The organism is Geodermatophilus sp. URMC 64, from assembly GCF_053502555.1.
On sequence record NZ_CP199955.1, the window covers coordinates 797,463 to 812,806 of the forward strand.

Genomic DNA, 15,344 nt, shown 5'->3' on the forward strand with positions numbered 1-15,344 from the left:
TGAGCATCGCAGCGAGGAACGAGCGAGGAGCGGAGCGAACTGCCGGGGAGCGGTGGTGACAGAGTGAGGTCACTCGCCGGGCCGCTGACCAAGCTGGCCGTCTTCGCGCTGGTCACCGTGCTGGCCAGCTACGTGCTCGTCACCACGATCACCAACGCCGGCTACGGCGACCAGCTGACCTACCGGGCCCGGTTCACCGACGTCGCCGGCCTGGTCGAGGGCGACGAGGTCCGCATCGCCGGCGTCCGCGTCGGGCAGGTCACCGGCATCGGGCTGGCCCAGGGAACCGACGACGCGGTTGCCGAGGTGGAGCTCGAGGTGGCGGAGGACGTGCCGCTGCCCGCGGCGGTGGAGGCCACGATCCGCTACCGGAACCTGGTCGGCCAGCGCTACGTCGCGCTCACCGAGGGCCAGGGATCGGCCGGGCGGACGCTGGCCGCCGGGGAGGTCATCCCGCTGGCCCGCACCCACCCGGCGCTGGACCTGACCACCCTCTTCGGCGGTTTCCGACCGCTGTTCCAGGCGCTCTCGCCGGCCGACGTCAACCGGCTCTCGTTCGAGATCATCCAGGTGTTCCAGGGCGAGGGCGGCACGGTGCAGAGCCTGCTGTCGCACGTCGCGTCGCTGTCGTCGTCCCTCGCCGACAAGGACGCCGTCATCGGCAGCGTGATCGACAACCTGACCACCGTGCTGGGCAGCGTCGCGGCGCGCGACCAGCAGCTGTCGGACCTGATCGTCAGCCTGCAGCAGTTCGTCACCGGCCTGGCGGCGGACAAGGACGCGATCTTCGACTCGCTGCAGACCATCGACACCCTGGCCGACACCACGGCCGGGCTCCTGGTGCAGGCCCGCCCGCCGCTGGCCGCCGACATCGAGCAGCTCGGCGCCCTCGCCGGCAACGTCGCCGACTCCGGCGACGTGCTGGAGAGCTTCCTGCAGCTCGCGCCCACCAAGATCGACCTGATCACCCGCACCGCGGTCAACGGCAGCTGGTTCAACTTCTTCATGTGCGGCGCCTCGGGCTTCGTCGTCCTGCCGGGCACCGGGCCGATCCCGTCCAACGGGATCACCGTGCCGGCCGGCGGCCTGAACAGCGGAGAGGCGGGGTGCGGCTGATGGCTCGTCGGTCCCGGCCGTTCCGCGACCGCAACCCGGTCGTCATCGGGGCGCTCAGCCTCTCGGTGATCGCGGCGCTGGTGCTGCTCGCGTTCAACGTGCAGTCGCTGCCGCTCATCGGCGGCGGCACGGTCTACCAGGCGCAGTTCTCCGAGGCCGCCGGGCTGCAGCCCGACGACCCGGTGCGCGTCGCCGGCGTCAAGGTGGGCAAGGTCGAGGGCCTCGCCCTCGAGGACGGCGCCGTGACGGTCGAGTTCCGGGTGAAGGACGCCTTCGTCGGCGACCGCTCCGAGGCGGCCATCAAGATCGAGACGGTGCTCGGCGCCAAGTACCTCGCCCTGGTGCCGCGCGGCGCGTCGGCGCTGGACCCGGGCCAGCCGATCCCGCTGGAGCGCACGGCCTCCCCGTACGACGTCGTCGAGGCCTTCGCCGACCTGTCGACGACGATCGACCAGATCGACACCGCCCAGCTGGCCGGCTCCTTCGAGGTGCTCTCGCAGACCTTCGCCGACACCCCGGAGGAGGTGCGCACGTCGCTGGAGGGGCTGTCCCGGCTGTCGGACACCATCGCCTCCCGCGACCAGCAGCTGCGCGACCTGCTCGCGGCCACGTCGCGGGTGACCCAGGTGCTCGCCGACCGCAACGGCGAGTTCACCAAGCTGATCGTCGACTCGAACACGCTGCTGCTGGAGGTGCAGGAGCGCCGGGCACTGATCGACGCGATCCTCACCCACACCCAGGAGCTGGCCACCCAGCTCTCCGGCCTGGTCGCCGACAACCGGGCGGCGCTCACCCCGGCCCTGCAGCAGCTGTCGGCGGTCACCGACATCCTGTCCCGCAACCGCGCGGCGCTGGGCCGGACGGTGGCGAACCTGGCCCCCTTCGTCCGCGTCTTCACCAACACCCTCGGCAACGGGCGCTGGTTCGACAGCTTCGTCGAGAACCTCGTCCCCGGCGTGCTGGGCTCCGCCGTCTGCGGCGGCGCGGCGCAGACCCCGTTGCCGGTCGGCTGCAGGACGGGGGGCGACTGATGACCGGCACCCTGCAGCGGGGCGTCGCGATCGCCGCCGCCGTCGTCCTCGTCGCGGCGATCGGCTGGACCGTGCTCCGCCCGGTCGGCTCCTACCGGGTGACCGCCTGGTTCGACCAGGCCGTCGGCCTGTACGAGGGGTCCGACGTGCGCATCCTCGGCATCCCGGTCGGCAGGATCACCGCCGTCGTCCCCCGGGGCGACCGGGTGCGGGTGGACATGGAGATCGAGGACGACTACGACATCCCCGCCGACGCCGACGCGGTGATCCTCGCGCCGTCGCTTGTGTCCGACCGGTACGTGCAGTTCGCGCCGGTCTACGACGGCGGCGACACGATGGCGGACGGCGCCACGGTCCCGCTGGAGCGCACCGCCACCCCGGTCGAGCTGGACGCGGTCTACGGCGCCCTCGACGACCTGTCCTCGGCGCTCGGCCCCACCGGCGCCAACGAGAACGGCGCGCTGTCGGACCTGATCGACACGGGCGCGGCCAACCTCGACGGCAACGGCGAGGCGCTGAACTCCACGCTGACCGGCTTCTCGCAGGCCGTGCGCACCCTGGCCGAGAACCGCGACGACCTGTTCTCCTCCCTGGACCACCTGCAGACCTTCACGACGGCCCTGGCCACGGTCGACACCCAGGTGCGCCAGTTCAACGACAACCTCGCGGCGGTCGCCGACCAGCTCGCCGGCGAGCGGGAGGACCTCGCCCGGGCCGTCGACCTGCTGACCCAGGCCCTCGGGGACGTCGCCGACTTCGTGCGGGACAACACCGCGCTGCTCACCGGCAACGTCGACGAGCTCGCCGACGTGACGCTGACCCTGGTGCAGCAGCGGCAGGCGCTGGCCGAGGTGCTCGACGTCGCGCCCGCGGCCCTGGGCAACCTGGCGCACGCCTACAACCCCGACTACGGGACCCTCGACACCCGCGACAACTCGCTCGGCTCCACGAACGCCGACGTGATCGTCTGCCAGATCCTGGCGCAGGCCGGCCGGCTGCAGCTGCCGGCCGGGCTGGACCTGGACGACCCGCTGCAGGTCCTCGGCCTGCCGCCCACGGAGCAGATCTGCACCCGGCTGCTCTCCGGTGACGCCGACGCGAACGGCGTGCTCGACGACCTCGACGGCAACGGGGTGTCCGACCTGCAGGAGCTGCTGACCGCGATCTTCGACGCCGGTGCCGGCGCCGGCACGGCCGGCGGCGGGCTCCCCGGCCTGCCCCCGGTGGGAGGCCGGTCGTGAACCGCCGCGTGGGTGCGCTCGCGGCCGGGCTGCTGCTCCTGCTGTCCGGCTGCGGGTTCCGCGGCGCGTACTCGTTCAGCCTGCCCGGCGGCGCCGACGTGGGGGACCGGCCGTACACGGTGCAGATCCAGTTCGCCGACGTCCTGGACCTGGTGCCGCAGTCCGGCGTCCGGGTCGCCGACGTCCCGGTCGGCCGGGTGACCGACATCGAGCTGTCCGACGACTGGACGGCGCTCGTCACCGTGACCGTGAACGGGGACGTCGACCTGCCGGGCAACGCGGTGGCGATGATCCAGCAGTCCTCGCTGCTCGGCGAGAAGTACGTGGAGCTCGCCGCGCCGGGCAGCGAGCCCGCCCAGGGACGGCTCGAGGACGGGTCGCTGATCACGCTGGACCGGACGAACCGCAACGTCGAGGTCGAGGAGCTGCTCGGCGCCCTGTCGCTGGTCCTCAACGGCGGTGGCCTGGCCCAGCTCCAGACGATCACGCACGAGCTCGGCGAGGCGATGCAGGGCCGGGAGGACGAGCTGAAGGACACGCTGGACCAGCTCGACACGTTCATCGGCGGCCTGGACGACCAGCGCGCCGAGATCGGCCGGGCGCTGGACAGCGTCGACGCGCTCGCCGCCAGCCTGGCCGAGCGCACCGGCACGATCGAGACCGCGCTCGACACGATCGGCCCCGGGCTCGACGTGCTCGACCAGCAGGAGGACCTGCTGGTGTCGATGCTCGACAGCCTGGCCCGCCTCGGCGACGTCGGGACCCGGATCATCAACCAGGCGGGGCAGAACACCGTCCAGGACCTGCAGCTGCTCCAGCCGATCCTGAGCCAGCTGGCCGCGGCCGGCTCCGACCTGACGGGCTCGCTGGACCTGCTGCTGACCTATCCGTTCCCCGCGAGCTCGCTGTCCGCGCTGAACTACCGGCCCGACTCGCGCACCGGCGGCTACGGCCTGTTCACCAACATGACCGCAACGCTGAACCTCGACCTGCGCGAGATCCTCTGCCGCTACGCCGTCGACCCCGTCACCGGCGCGCTGAAGATCGCGCCGCAGGAGCTGGTCGGCGACACCTGCGGCCAGGTCGGCTCCCCGCCGGGCAACCAGCAGCGGACCCCCGCGACCACGACGGCGCTCGGCCTGCCCGGGCTGCCGGCCGACGCGGGCAGCGTCGTCGGGGGCGAGACCGGCGGTGGGACCGGGCTCCCGGGCCTGCCGGGCATCCCGGGAGGCACGCCGTGATCACCCGCCGGACCAAGCTCAAGCTGGTCGCCTTCCTGACCCTCGCCGTCCTCGGCATGGCCTACCTCGGCTTCAACTACGTCGGGCTGGACCGCGTGCTGCTCGGCTCCGGCTACGACGTCGCGGCGGACTTCGCGGACTCCGGCGGCATCTTCGTCAACGCCGAGGTCACCTACCGCGGCGTCTCCGTCGGCCGGGTCACGGACATGCGGCTCACCGACGACGGCGTGCGCGTGACGCTGACCATCGAGCCGGACACCGAGCCCATCCCGGCCGACGCACGGGCCGTCGTGGCCAACCGCAGCGCGGTGGGGGAGCAGTACGTCGACCTGCGCCCGGACGACGGCGACGGCCCGTTCCTCGCCGACGGCTCGGTCATCCCGCAGAGCCGGACCGCCATCCCGATCCCTGTGGAGCAGCTGCTGCTCGACGTCGACCAGCTCGTCGGCTCCCTGGACGTCGAGAACCTGCGGGTGGTGGTCGACGAGCTGGGCAGGGCCTTCGCCGGCGCCGGCGACGACCTCGGCCGGCTGATCGACAACGGCGACCTGCTGCTGGCCCGCGCCGAGCAGTCGCTGCCGCAGACCCTGCAGCTGATCACCGACGGGCAGACCGTGCTCGACGCCCAGGTGGACAGCCGCTCGGCGATCCAGGACTGGGCGGCGGACCTGCGCCTGGTGTCGGACACGCTGGTGGAGATGGACCCCGACCTGCGGACCCTGGTGGTCAACGCGCCGGACGCCGGCGACGCCCTGCAGGAGCTGGTCGAGAACGCCGGCCCGGGTCTGGGCTCGCTGGTGCGCAATCTCGACGTCCTCAACGAGGTCACCATCCCCCGGCTGGACGGCGTCGAGCAGATGCTGGTGACCTACCCCGACGTGGTCTCCGGGGGCTTCACCGTCGTCCGCAACGACGGAGGCACCATGCGGGCGCACTTCGGGTTCGTGCTCAACGCCGGGGACCCGCGGGCGTGCACCAGCGGCTACGTCTCCACGGGGCAGACCCCGAGCCCGGGCGCCGTCTCCAGCGTGGACACCGGCGCTGTGCGCTGCGCCGTGGTCGACGGGGTCGACCCGAACCCGGGGGACGGGGTGGACGAGTCGGGCTCGAACATCCGCGGCGAGCAGAACATCGGCCGCAGCGGCGGCGTGGGCTCACCCGGGCCCCAGGGCGGCTTCGCAGCTGGCAGCGAGGCGGTCGCGGGGATCGTCGACGAGGTGCTCGGGGGGATCCTGTCCGCCACCCCCGTCTCCCGCTCGATCGGGTGATCGTGGCCATGAGGACAGGGCCGGTGCAGGAAACGACCGAGAGGATGACAGGGGTGACGAGCGAAGCGCGCGGGCGCGCGCTGGCCGAGGACGAGGCCGTCCCCGGCGCCGGGGACGAGCGGCTCCCGGACGTCGAGCCGGTGGCGCTGCGCCGTCGGCGGGGTGCCGACGACGACACGGCGCAGCCGCCGGCCGTCGACGACCGACGCGCCCGGATCTCCTTCCCGCTGGTCCCCGTGCTGGCCGCTCTGCTCCTGCTGCTGCTCGGCGCCGCGGGATGGCTCTGGGCCACGCGCCCCGAGCCGTCGTCCATCACCACCGGGGACTACGTCGACGTGCTGCAGGCCGCGCGCTCCGAGGTGGTCGACCTGACCTCGTTCGACTACGTGACCCTCGACGAGGACATCGAGCAGGCCCGCCGGATCACCACCGGCGACCTGCGCGACGAAGCCGTTTCCCAGCTCGACGACAACCGGCAGCGGCTGGCCGACACCGAGGCGGTCGTGCAGACCGAGGTCGTCGGGGCGGCGGTCACCCGGGCCGACGCGGAGCACGGCACCGTGCTGCTGGTGATCCAGTCGACCCAGAAGACCAACGCCGACGAGCAGGCCCAGGTGATCCGCTACCGGATCCAGGCAGAGCTCACCCAGGTCGACGGCCGCTGGCTGCTCTCCGGGCTGACGGGGCGGTGAGGGACGTGGCCGAGACCCCCGACGAGCGCCCCCGCCCGACGCCGCGGCCCCGGCCCGGCGCCGCCGCCCGGCCCAGCCCCCGCCCGCGGGTGGCCGGCAGCCGGCGGGACCGGGACGACGCCGATTCCCGCGCGGTGCCGACGCCGCGCTCCCGCCCGAGCCGGCCGGCCGCCGCTGCCCGCGCCGAGGAGCGGTCCCCCGCGGCGACGCGGGCCCCGAAGCCCGTCGCCCGGCGGTCGGCGCGCCCCGCCGGCGTGGTCGAGCAGCCGCGCCGGGGCGGCGGCAGGGCCCTGGCCCTCGTCCTCGCCGTCCTGTGCCTGCTCGCGGCCGCCGGTGCCGGGTACCTGTTCTGGCAGCGCACCTCGCCGCGCTACGTCTCCGCCACGGTGCTCGACGCCACCCGCGAGGGGATCGAGGCGATCTACGCCTTCGACTACCGCGACTCCGAGGGCAGCGTGCAGCGCAAGCTCGACGTCCTCACCGGCGACCTGCGCGACCAGTACCGGACCGACCTGTCGCAGGGCGGGATCATCGACACCTACGAGCAGGTCTCGGCGACCACCGGCTACGAGGTCCTCGACGTGGGCCTGCAGCAGATCAACGACGCGCAGGACGCGGCCACCCTGGTCGTGTTCGGCAGGTACGTGGTCACGTCGGTGAACAGCGGGGACCAGCCGGCGCCCGCGGGATCGGAGTGCGAGGTCACGCCGGAGGGCGCGCAGGCGTGCACGCAGACGGTCCAGGTGCACGTCGTCCGCGTCGACGGGGACTGGAAGATCAGCGAGCTGACCGTCCTGACCACCAGCTGACGCGCACGGGCAGGCGCCGGACTGCGAAAGATCGCGGCGTGGCAGTGCCCAAGCGGGCCCGAGCCTGGCATCATGGCTCCCACGAACGGCCCGGAGAGCCCCTGCTCGACGGATCCGCTGTCGTTCCGGGTGTGGCGCTCGTCGCGTGCCGGCCCCCCGACGTGGACAGCGTGCGCCAGCAGGGGTAGGGTCTCCTGTTGCGCTGCCCCCTGACTGCCTGCCCGCTACTGACGGGTCACAAGTGGTGCCCGGGATACGTCCCGGACCCCCGGCCGACCCCATGGTGCAGGACGGACGCGGGCAGCCCCGCCGTTACCGACTTTCGACCCAGGACGAAATCCCGCACCCACCGGCCGCACGTCGTGAGTCCTTGGAAGGACGCATCTTGGCAGGCTCTCGCCCCACCAGCATCAACCCCAGCACCACCGAGTCCGGCACCACCCAGTACGACCCCGAGGTCCCTCAGCCCGGTACCCGCACCGCTGAGACCGACCTGCAGAAGATCCCCGGCGCACCGCTCCGGGTCTCCTTCGCCAAGATCCACGAGCCCCTCGAGGTGCCGGATCTGCTCGCGCTGCAGACCGCCTCCTTCGACTGGCTCATCGGCAGCCCCGAGTGGCGGGCCACCCTCTCGCCCGAGGAGCAGGCCGACGCCGTCGGCGGCCTCGCCGAGATCCTCGAGGAGATCAGCCCGATCGAGGACTTCAGCGGCTCGATGTCGCTGTCCTTCTCCAACCCGCGCTTCGAGGACGTCAAGGCGTCCCTCGAGGAGTGCAAGGACAAGGACATGACCTACGCGGCGCCGCTGTTCGTCACCGCCGAGTTCATGAACAACACCACCGGCGAGATCAAGAGCCAGACGGTGTTCATGGGCGACTTCCCGATCATGACGAACAAGGGCACGTTCGTCATCAACGGGACCGAGCGCGTCGTCGTCTCCCAGCTGGTCCGCAGCCCGGGCGTCTACTTCGACAAGGCCCTGGACAAGACGTCGGACAAGGACGTCTTCAGCGCCAAGGTCATCCCCAGCCGCGGTGCGTGGCTGGAGTTCGACGTCGACAAGCGGGACACCGTCGGCGTCCGCATCGACCGCAAGCGCCGCCAGCCGGTCACCGTGCTGCTCAAGGCCCTCGGCTGGACCGAGGACCGGATCCGCGAGCACTTCCAGTGGTCGCCCACGGTCCTCGCGACCCTGGAGAAGGACCACATCGCCGGGCAGGACGAGGCGCTGCTGGACATCTACCGCAAGCTGCGGCCGGGTGAGCCGCCGACGCGGGAGAGCGCCCAGGCGCTGCTGGAGAACCTCTTCTTCAACCCGAAGCGCTACGACCTGGCCAAGGTCGGCCGCTACAAGGTCAACAAGAAGCTCGGCGTCGAGGTGCCGCAGAGCACGCTGACGCTGACCGAGGACGACATCGTCGCCACCATCGAGTACGTCGTGCGCCTGCACGCCGGCGAGCCCGACCACGGCACCGACGACATCGACCACTTCGGCAACCGCCGCCTGCGCACCGTCGGCGAGCTGATCCAGAACCAGATCCGGGTCGGCCTCTCCCGCATGGAGCGCGTCGTCCGCGAGCGGATGACCACCCAGGACGTCGAGGCGATCACGCCGCAGACCCTGATCAACATCCGGCCGGTCGTCGCCTCCATCAAGGAGTTCTTCGGCACCAGCCAGCTGTCCCAGTTCATGGACCAGACCAACCCGCTCGCGGGTCTGACCCACAAGCGCCGCCTGTCGGCCCTGGGCCCGGGCGGTCTGTCGCGTGAGCGGGCCGGCATGGAGGTCCGCGACGTGCACCCGAGCCACTACGGCCGGATGTGCCCGATCGAGACGCCGGAAGGCCCGAACATCGGCCTGATCGGCTCGCTGTCGGCCTTCGGGCGGGTCAACGCCTTCGGCTTCATCGAGACCCCGTACCGCCGGGTCGAGAACGGCGTGGTCACCGACCAGATCGACTACCTGACCGCCGACGAGGAGGACCGCTTCGTCGTCGCCCAGGCGAACTCGCCGCTGGACGCGCAGGGCCGCTTCGCCGAGGACCGCGTCCTGGTCCGCACCAAGGGTGGCGAGGTCGACTACCTGGCGCCCGAGAGCGTCGACTACATGGACGTCTCGCCGCGCCAGATGACCTCGGTCGCGACGGCGATGATCCCGTTCCTCGAGCACGACGACGCCAACCGCGCGCTCATGGGCGCGAACATGCAGCGTCAGGCCGTCCCGCTGCTGCGCAGCGAGGCCCCGCTGGTCGGCACCGGCATGGAGCTGCGGGCCGCGGTCGACGCCGGCGACGTCGTCGTGGCCGAGAAGGCCGGTGTGGTCGAGGACTCCACCGCCGACTACGTCACCGTCATGGCCGACGACGGCACCCGGCAGACCTACCGGCTGCTGAAGTTCCGCCGCTCGAACCAGGGCACCTCGATCAACCAGACCCCGGTCGTCGACGAGGGTCAGCGGGTCGAGGTCGGCCAGGTCATCGCCGACGGGCCGTGCACCGACCAAGGCGAGATGGCGCTGGGCAAGAACCTGCTCGTCGCCTTCATGCCGTGGGAGGGCCACAACTACGAGGACGCGATCATCCTGTCGCAGCGCCTCGTGCAGGACGACGTCCTGTCCTCGATCCACATCGAGGAGTTCGAGGTCGACGCGCGGGACACCAAGCTCGGTGCCGAGGAGATCACCCGGGACATCCCGAACGTCTCCGAGGAGGTCCTCGCCGACCTCGACGAGCGCGGCATCATCCGCATCGGCGCCGAGGTCGTCCCCGGCGACATCCTCGTCGGCAAGGTGACGCCGAAGGGCGAGACCGAGCTGACCCCGGAGGAGCGGCTGCTGCGCGCGATCTTCGGTGAGAAGGCCCGCGAGGTCCGCGACACGTCGCTGAAGGTCAAGCACGGTGAGTCCGGCAAGGTCATCGGCGTCCGCGTGTTCTCCCGCGAGGACGGCGACGAGCTGCCCGCGGGCGTCAACGAGCTGATCCGGGTCTACGTCGCCCAGATGCGCAAGATCTCCGACGGTGACAAGCTCGCCGGCCGCCACGGCAACAAGGGCGTCATCGCGAAGATCCTGCCGCAGGAGGACATGCCGTTCCTCGAGGACGGCACCCCGGTCGACATCGTCCTGAACCCGCTCGGCGTCCCGGGCCGCATGAACGTCGGCCAGGTGCTGGAGACCCACCTCGGGTGGGTCGCCAAGTCCGGCTGGCAGGTCGAGGGCAACCCGGAGTGGGCGGCCAACCTGCCGGAGAGCGCCCGTTCGGCCGAGCCCGGCACGCGGACGGCGACCCCGGTGTTCGACGGCGCCAAGGAGGACGAGATCGTCGGCCTGCTCGGCTCGACGATCCCGAACCGCGACGGCGACCGGATGGTCAAGGAGACCGGCAAGGCCCGGCTGTTCGACGGTCGCTCCGGGGAGCCCTTCCCCGAGCCGATCTCGGTGGGCTACGTCTACATCCTGAAGCTGCTGCACCTGGTCGACGACAAGATCCACGCCCGGTCGACCGGCCCCTACTCGATGATCACGCAGCAGCCGCTGGGTGGTAAGGCGCAGTTCGGTGGCCAGCGCTTCGGCGAGATGGAGTGCTGGGCGATGCAGGCCTACGGCGCGGCCTACGCGCTGCAGGAGCTGCTGACCATCAAGTCCGACGACATCCTGGGCCGCGTCAAGGTCTACGAGGCGATCGTCAAGGGCGAGAACATCCCCGAGCCGGGCATCCCGGAGTCGTTCAAGGTGTTGCTCAAGGAGCTGCAGTCGCTGTGCCTCAACGTCGAGGTGCTCTCCGGCGACGGGCAGGCCATCGAGCTGCGCGACACCGACGACGAGGTCTTCCGGGCCGCGGAGGAGCTGGGCATCGACCTCTCCCGCCGCGAGCCCTCGAGCGTCGAGGACGTCTGAGAAGGGACCCCCTCCGGGATCCCCTTCGCACGCGCAGGGGAGTCCCGGAGGGGGCCTTCCCACCAAGCCTTTACAAGAAGCGTTCAGTAACGAAACCCCGGGAAAGGGGTCCACTCAGTGCTCGACGTCAACTTCTTCGACGAGCTCCGCATCGGTCTGGCCACCGGCGACGACATCCGCCAGTGGTCGCACGGTGAGGTGAAGAAGCCCGAGACCATCAACTACCGCACTCTCCGTCCGGAGAAGGACGGTCTCTTCTGCGAGAAGATCTTCGGTCCCACCCGGGACTGGGAGTGCTACTGCGGCAAGTACAAGCGTGTCCGCTTCAAGGGCATCATCTGCGAGCGCTGCGGCGTCGAGGTGACCCGCGCCAAGGTGCGCCGTGAGCGGATGGGCCACATCGAGCTGGCCGCGCCGGTCACCCACATCTGGTTCTTCAAGGGCGTCCCCTCGCGCCTGGGCTACCTGCTCGACCTGGCGCCCAAGGACCTCGAGAAGATCATCTACTTCGCCGCCTACCTGATCACCACGGTGGACGACGAGGCGCGCCACCGCGACCTCCCGACCATCGAGGCCGAGATCAGCGCGGAGAAGCACAACCTGGAGTCCCGCCGCGACGCCGACGTCGAGGCCCGCCAGCAGAAGCTGGAGGCCGACCTGGCCGAGCTCGAGGCCGAGGGCGCCAAGTCCGACGTGCGCCGCAAGGTCCGCGAGGGCGGCGAGCGGGAGATGCGCCAGCTGCGCGACCGCGCGCAGCGGGAGATCGACCGCCTCGAGGAGGTGCTCGACACCTTCCGCAAGCTCGAGGTCAAGCAGCTCATCGCCGACGAGGGCCTCTACCGCGAGCTGCGCGACCGCTTCGGTGAGTACTTCGAGGGCGGCATGGGCGCCGCGGCGCTGCAGAAGCTGCTCGCCGACTTCGACCTCGACGCCGAGGCGGCCTCGCTGCGCGAGACGATCCGCACCGGCAAGGGTCAGCGCAAGCTGCGCGCGCTCAAGCGGCTGAAGGTCGTCGCGGCGTTCCTGCAGACCCGCAACTCGCCCATGGGCATGGTGCTGGACTGCGTCCCGGTCATCCCGCCGGACCTGCGCCCGATGGTGCAGCTCGACGGTGGCCGGTTCGCCACCAGCGACATGAACGACCTGTACCGCCGGGTCATCAACCGGAACAACCGGCTCAAGCGGCTGCTGGACCTCGGCGCGCCCGAGATCATCGTGAACAACGAGAAGCGGATGCTCCAGGAGTCCGTGGACGCGCTGTTCGACAACGGCCGCCGCGGCCGGCCGGTCACCGGCCCGGGCAACCGCCCGCTGAAGTCGCTGTCCGACCTGCTCAAGGGCAAGCAGGGCCGGTTCCGGCAGAACCTGCTCGGCAAGCGCGTCGACTACTCCGGCCGTTCGGTCATCGTCGTCGGCCCGCAGCTGAAGCTGCACCAGTGCGGTCTGCCCAAGCAGATGGCGCTGGAGCTGTTCAAGCCGTTCGTCATGAAGCGGCTGGTCGACCTCAACCACGCGCAGAACATCAAGTCCGCCAAGCGGATGGTCGAGCGCGCGCGTCCCGTCGTCTGGGACGTGCTGGAGGAGGTCATCACCGAGCACCCGGTGCTGCTCAACCGGGCGCCGACGCTGCACCGCCTCGGCATCCAGGCCTTCGAGCCGCAGCTGGTCGAGGGCAAGGCCATCCAGATCCACCCGCTCGTCTGCACCGCGTTCAACGCGGACTTCGACGGTGACCAGATGGCCGTGCACCTGCCGCTGTCGGCGGAGGCGCAGGCCGAGGCCCGCATCCTGATGCTGTCGAGCAACAACATCCTGAGCCCGGCCGACGGTCGCCCGATCACCGCGCCGACCCAGGACATGGTGCTGGGCCTGTACCACCTGACCACCCTGGTGGCCAGCCGCGAGGAGGGCGACGGCGGTTCGCCGCGCGCCTTCGCGTCGGCCGCCGAGGCGATCATGGCCTACGACAAGGGAGCGCTGGGTCTGCAGGAGCGGGCCTGGATCCGGCTGGACGAGGTCTTCGGCGTCGACAACGGTGCGGTCAACGAGCCGTGGGAGCAGCCGGCAGACTGGACGCCGGGCGGTCCCGCCACGGTGCTCACCAGCCTCGGCCGGGTGCTGTTCAACGAGGCGCTGCCCGAGGACTACCGCTTCGTCAACTACCAGGTGCCGAAGAAGGAGCTCGGGGCGATCGTCAACGACCTCGCCGAGCGCTACCCCAAGGTGCAGGTCGCCGCGACCCTCGACGCCCTCAAGTCGGCCGGGTTCCACTGGGCCACCCGCGCGGGCATCACGATCGCCATCGACGACGTGGTGACCCCGCCGGCCAAGCAGGAGATCCTCGACCGGCACGAGGAGGAGGCGCGCAAGATCGAGCGCCAGTACGAGCGCGGCGTCATCACCGACGCCGAGCGTCGTGGGGAGCTCATCGAGATCTGGACCCGCGCGCGGGCCGAGGTCAGCCAGGCGATGGTGGACAACTTCCCGACCACCAACCCGGTCTGGGTCATGGTCAACTCGGGCGCCCGAGGCAACATGATGCAGATCAGCCAGATCGCCGGTATGCGCGGCCTGGTGGCCAACCCGAAGGGCGAGATCATCCCGCGGCCGATCAAGGCCAACTTCCGGGAGGGTCTGTCCGTGCTGGAGTACTTCATCTCCACGCACGGTGCCCGCAAGGGTCTGGCCGACACGGCGCTGCGGACCGCGGACTCCGGCTACCTCACCCGCCGGCTGGTCGACGTCTCGCAGGACGTCATCATCCGCGAGGAGGACTGCGGCACCGACCGCGGCGTCATCATGCCGATCGGCACCGTCCTCGACGGCCGGGTCACCCGTGACCCGCACGTCGAGACGAGCGTCTACGCCCGCTCCCTGGCCGCCGACGTGGTGGCCCAGGACGGCACGGTCATCGCCGAGGCCGGCGCCGACCTGGGCGACGTCCTGATCGGGCAGCTGGTCGACGCCGGTGTCTCCGAGGTCAAGGTGCGCTGCGTCCTGACCTGCGAGTCGCTGCTCGGCACCTGCGCCACCTGCTACGGCCGCTCCCTGGCGACCGGAAAGCTGGTGGACGTCGGCGAGGCGGTCGGCATCATCGCCGCCCAGTCGATCGGTGAGCCCGGCACCCAGCTGACGATGCGCACCTTCCACACCGGTGGTGTCGCGGGTGAGGACATCACCCACGGTCTGCCGCGTGTGGTGGAGCTCTTCGAGGCCCGCGTCCCCAAGGGCAAGGCCCCGATCGCCGAGCTGGCCGGCACGGTCCGCATCGAGGACGGCGAGCAGTTCCGCAAGCTGACCATCACCCCGGACGACGGCTCCGACGAGGTCGTCTACGACAAGCTGTCGCGCCGGTCGCGGCTGCGGGTCGAGGACGGCGCGCACGTCGAGGTCGGCGAGCAGCTGACCGAGGGTGCGGTGGACCCGCACGAGGTGCTGCGGATCATGGGCCCGCGCGAGGTGCAGCTGCACCTGGTCCGCGAGGTCCAGGAGGTCTACCGCAGCCAGGGCGTGTCGATCCACGACAAGCACATCGAGGTGATCATCCGCCAGATGCTCAAGCGGGTGACCATCATCGACTCCGGCGCGACGGAATTCCTCCCCGGTGCGCTGGTCGAGCGGACGCTGTTCGAGACCGAGAACCGCCGCGTCGTCGCCGAGGGCGGCGAGCCGGCCTCGGCCCGTCCGGTGCTCATGGGCATCACCAAGGCCTCGCTCGCGACCGAGTCGTGGCTGTCGGCCGCCTCCTTCCAGGAGACGACCAAGGTGCTCACCGACGCCGCGATCCAGGGCAAGAGCGACAGCCTGCTCGGCCTCAAGGAGAACGTGATCATCGGCAAGCTGATCCCGGCGGGTACGGGTATCAGCCGCTACCGGAACATCACGGTCGAGCCGACCGAGGAGGCCCGCGCCGCGGTGTACACCATGGCCGGCTACGACGACGGGCAGTACTACAGCCCCGACGTCTTCGGTCAGGGCACCGGCGAGGCCGTCCGCCTCGAGGAGTACGACTGGCGCGGCTGATGCCGTGACGAAACGCAGAAGGGCCCCG

9 protein-coding genes are annotated in these 15,344 nt (G+C 71.0%); all 9 read left to right on the plus strand.

Translation table 11 applies throughout. From position 1 onward, the window contains the following. The first annotated feature begins 63 nt into the window (after positions 1-63). The 9 genes from ACWIYF_RS04000 (at position 64) to ACWIYF_RS04040 (ending at position 15,316) form a co-directional block, all read left to right on the plus strand. Positions 64-1,116, plus strand: coding sequence for an MCE family protein (locus tag ACWIYF_RS04000; RefSeq protein WP_448626824.1), 1,053 nt, complete (start codon positions 64-66; stop codon positions 1,114-1,116). Next, on the plus strand, positions 1,116-2,147 hold the full coding sequence (locus ACWIYF_RS04005) for an MCE family protein (protein WP_448626825.1): 1,032 nt from the start codon (positions 1,116-1,118) through the stop codon (positions 2,145-2,147). The genes ACWIYF_RS04000 and ACWIYF_RS04005 overlap by 1 nt, the downstream gene beginning before the upstream one ends. Then, entirely contained in the window at positions 2,147-3,388 is a 1,242-nt protein-coding gene (locus ACWIYF_RS04010; RefSeq protein ID WP_448626826.1) for an MCE family protein, read from the plus strand. Before ACWIYF_RS04005 ends, ACWIYF_RS04010 begins: the two co-directional genes overlap by 1 nt. Continuing rightward, a complete protein-coding gene (locus ACWIYF_RS04015; RefSeq protein WP_448626827.1) occupies positions 3,385-4,629 on the plus strand; it encodes an MCE family protein in 1,245 nt (414 codons plus the stop codon). Before ACWIYF_RS04010 ends, ACWIYF_RS04015 begins: the two co-directional genes overlap by 4 nt. Next, positions 4,626-5,897, plus strand: a complete 1,272-nt coding sequence (locus ACWIYF_RS04020; RefSeq protein ID WP_448626828.1) for an MCE family protein — start codon at positions 4,626-4,628, stop codon at positions 5,895-5,897. The genes ACWIYF_RS04015 and ACWIYF_RS04020 overlap by 4 nt, the downstream gene beginning before the upstream one ends. Positions 5,898-5,950: 53 nt before the next feature. After that, positions 5,951-6,589: a hypothetical protein gene (locus tag ACWIYF_RS04025; protein WP_448626829.1), complete on the plus strand. Its 639-nt coding sequence runs from the start codon at positions 5,951-5,953 to the stop codon at positions 6,587-6,589. Between the two features lie 5 nt (positions 6,590-6,594). Continuing rightward, entirely contained in the window at positions 6,595-7,398 is an 804-nt protein-coding gene (locus tag ACWIYF_RS04030; RefSeq protein WP_448626830.1) for a hypothetical protein, read from the plus strand. A 385-nt stretch (positions 7,399-7,783) separates the two neighbouring features. Then, a complete protein-coding gene (gene rpoB, locus ACWIYF_RS04035) occupies positions 7,784-11,293 on the plus strand; it encodes a DNA-directed RNA polymerase subunit beta (protein ID WP_448626831.1) in 3,510 nt (1,169 codons plus the stop codon). Between the two features lie 117 nt (positions 11,294-11,410). After that, positions 11,411-15,316 carry a DNA-directed RNA polymerase subunit beta' gene (locus ACWIYF_RS04040; RefSeq protein ID WP_448626832.1) on the plus strand — a complete coding sequence of 1,302 codons (3,906 nt, stop codon included), beginning with the start codon at positions 11,411-11,413 and terminating at the stop codon, positions 15,314-15,316. Positions 15,317-15,344 lie beyond the last annotated feature (28 nt).

What these genes read in the sequence shown, in the direction of transcription:
- ACWIYF_RS04005 (WP_448626825.1), top strand. Translation starts at nt 1,116, where the DNA reads ATGGCTCGTCGGTCCCGGCCGTTCCGCGACCGCAACCCGGTCGTCATC.
- ACWIYF_RS04010 (WP_448626826.1), top strand. Translation starts at nt 2,147, where the DNA reads ATGACCGGCACCCTGCAGCGGGGCGTCGCGATCGCCGCCGCCGTCGTC.